The sequence below is a fragment of the Streptomyces sp. CC53 genome (assembly GCF_001865245.1).
Lineage (GTDB): Bacteria > Actinomycetota > Actinomycetes > Streptomycetales > Streptomycetaceae > Streptomyces.
Window position 1 is genome coordinate 1 of the sequence record NZ_MKXB01000120.1, and the last position, 2,318, is coordinate 2,318.

Below are 2,318 nucleotides of genomic sequence, written 5' to 3' on the forward strand. Positions count from 1 at the left end.
CCCGCGGCGCACGGCGCGCCGCGGGTGCCCGGCCCGACCTCGCGGGCGACAGGCCGGCGCAGCCCCGCCGCGCGCCGCCCGCGAACCCGCCCGCCGGCCTTCCCCGCGTCCCCGCCGGGGGCCTCGGCGTCGCGTCCCGGTGGCTGCGGCACGGCCTGCTCGCGCCAGCGCGCGCCGAGAACCGAGGAGGCGAACGACCAACCGCTTCGGCACCGGCCTGAGCCCGGCGACGGCAGGCCCGCGTCCCCGGGAGCGCCGCCGCGGGGTCCGGCCGCAGCCCCCGCGGAGCCCGCCCCCCGACCGGCCGCTCCCTTCCGCCGGGCACGCCGAGGTGACCGTGCCGCCCCCAGCGCGCGCCGCGCCACTGCGCCCCACCCGCAGCGGATCCGAACAGCCGGGAACGGGGCTCCCCGGGCCGCCCGGTGGCCCCGCCCGACGCCACGGGCCGTCGCTCACCGCGCCGGAAACCGGGGCACCCCGCCGTCCGCGGCAGCCGTGCCGGGGCATGCGCCCCCCGGGCCCGGTTTCGTCCTTCCGTGCGAGGCCTCACACCGGAGCGGGACCCTGTGCGGCCAAGTCGGGCAACACCGCACCCCACGCCACCCGGACGACTACGGTGTGTGGTCGGCGATCAACGGTGCGTTCATCGGGTGAGCGGCGTGCCCACCCTTTCCCGAGGCCGGCCCGTAGGACGCCGACAACCGCCGGAACAACGGGATCCACGTATCAAGGACGCCGATGTCTCAACTCCGCGCATCCACCGCGCGATCCGACCGCCGTGAAAGCGGCGGACGGCATGGCCGGCCGGGCGCCGGCCCCCTGCCGGATCCCGGTGCGCAGCACCCGCCGGCCCTGCCCGCGGAGAACCGCATACGGCCGCAGCTGCTGCGTGCCGCCGTCCTGCCGACCGTCGTGGCGACACTCGGCGGCGCGGCCGCGGTGCTCTTCACCCTCCGTTTCGCGGGCACCCGGCCGGCCGTGCTGTGGATCGCGCTGGCCTGCTCCGCCGCCATCGTCGTGTCCGCCGTCGTCGCCGCGGCACTCGGCGCCGACCGCGCCTCCCGCACGGTCCTGGACCGCTGCCACGCCCTGCGCCGCGCCGCCGCCCGCCGGCAGCAGGACCTGCTCACCGCCGTCGGGCAACTGCGCCGCGGCGAGCACCCCTCCACGCGCTGCACCCCGCCTCCCGCCCCCGGCGGTGACGCGTTCGACCTGCTGGACCACGAGCTGGGCCGTTCCCACGAGGCCGCCGTCGCCGCCGTCGTCCAGGCGTCCCGGCTCTCCAGCAGCGTCGGCAACGCCCAGAAGGCCGAGGTCTTCGCCAACCTGGCGCGCAGGCTCCAGTCCCTCGTGCACCGCGAGATCCAGCTCCTCGACGAGCTGGAGAACCAGGTGGAGGACCCCGACCTGCTCAAGGGCCTCTTCCACGTCGACCACCTGGCCACCCGCACGCGCCGCCACGCGGAGAACCTGGCCGTCCTGGGCGGGGCCGTGTCCCGCCGCCAGTGGTCCCACCCGGTCACCCTGACCGAGGTGCTCCGCTCCTCCATCGCCGAGGTGGAGCAGTACCCGCGGGTCAAGCTCGTCCCGCCCGTCGACGGCACCCTGCGCGGCCACGCCGTCGCCGACGTGATCCACCTCCTCGCGGAACTCGTCGAGAACGCCACACTGTTCTCCGCGCCCCACACCTCCGTGCTGCTGCGCGCCCAGTACGTCACCTCCGGCCTCGCAGTGGAGGTGGAGGACCGGGGCCTCGGCATGCCGCAGGCCGAGCAGGCGAAGATGAACGCCCTGCTCTCCGACCCCGACCAGGTCAACGTCGCCCACCTGCTCCAGGACGGCCGCATCGGCCTGTACGTGGTCGCCGCCCTGGCCCGCAGGCACGGCATCGCCGTACGGCTCCAGTCGAACATCTACGGCGGCGTCCAGGCCGTCGTGATCGTCCCGCAGGGCCTCCTCGGCACCGACCCCGACAACCCCAGGGCCCCCGGCCGCCCACAGCCGCCCGCCGAGACCGCCCCCGAAGCCGCGGACCAAGCCGCGTACGGCCAGCCGGACCGTTCACCGACCGCGTACGGCGGACTCGAACCGGCGGCCCACGGCGCACCGCAGCCGGAACCGGTCGTGTACGGGGAGCCCGAGCCGGTCACCTACGGCCCACCCGACCCGGTGCCGGCCGCGTACGGCGCCGAGACGGCCGACCGCGGCGCCCCCGCCCCGGCCGGGACCCCGGGGCCACCCCTCGTCCCCGTCCCCGAGCCCGCCTTGAGGCCCGCCCCGCCGGCCGGCGCCGACGCGTGGCCCGCAGGTCCCCGCCA

Annotated in this window: 1 protein-coding gene; it reads left to right on the plus strand. The window is 77.3% G+C overall.

Annotation, left to right across the window (positions count from 1 at the left end; all coding sequences use genetic code 11):
• Nucleotides 1-738: 738 nt before the first annotated feature.
• Nucleotides 739-2,318: sensor histidine kinase KdpD (locus BJP40_RS11465; protein ID WP_079171090.1), on the plus strand; the 1,580-nt coding region annotated here is incomplete at its 3' end.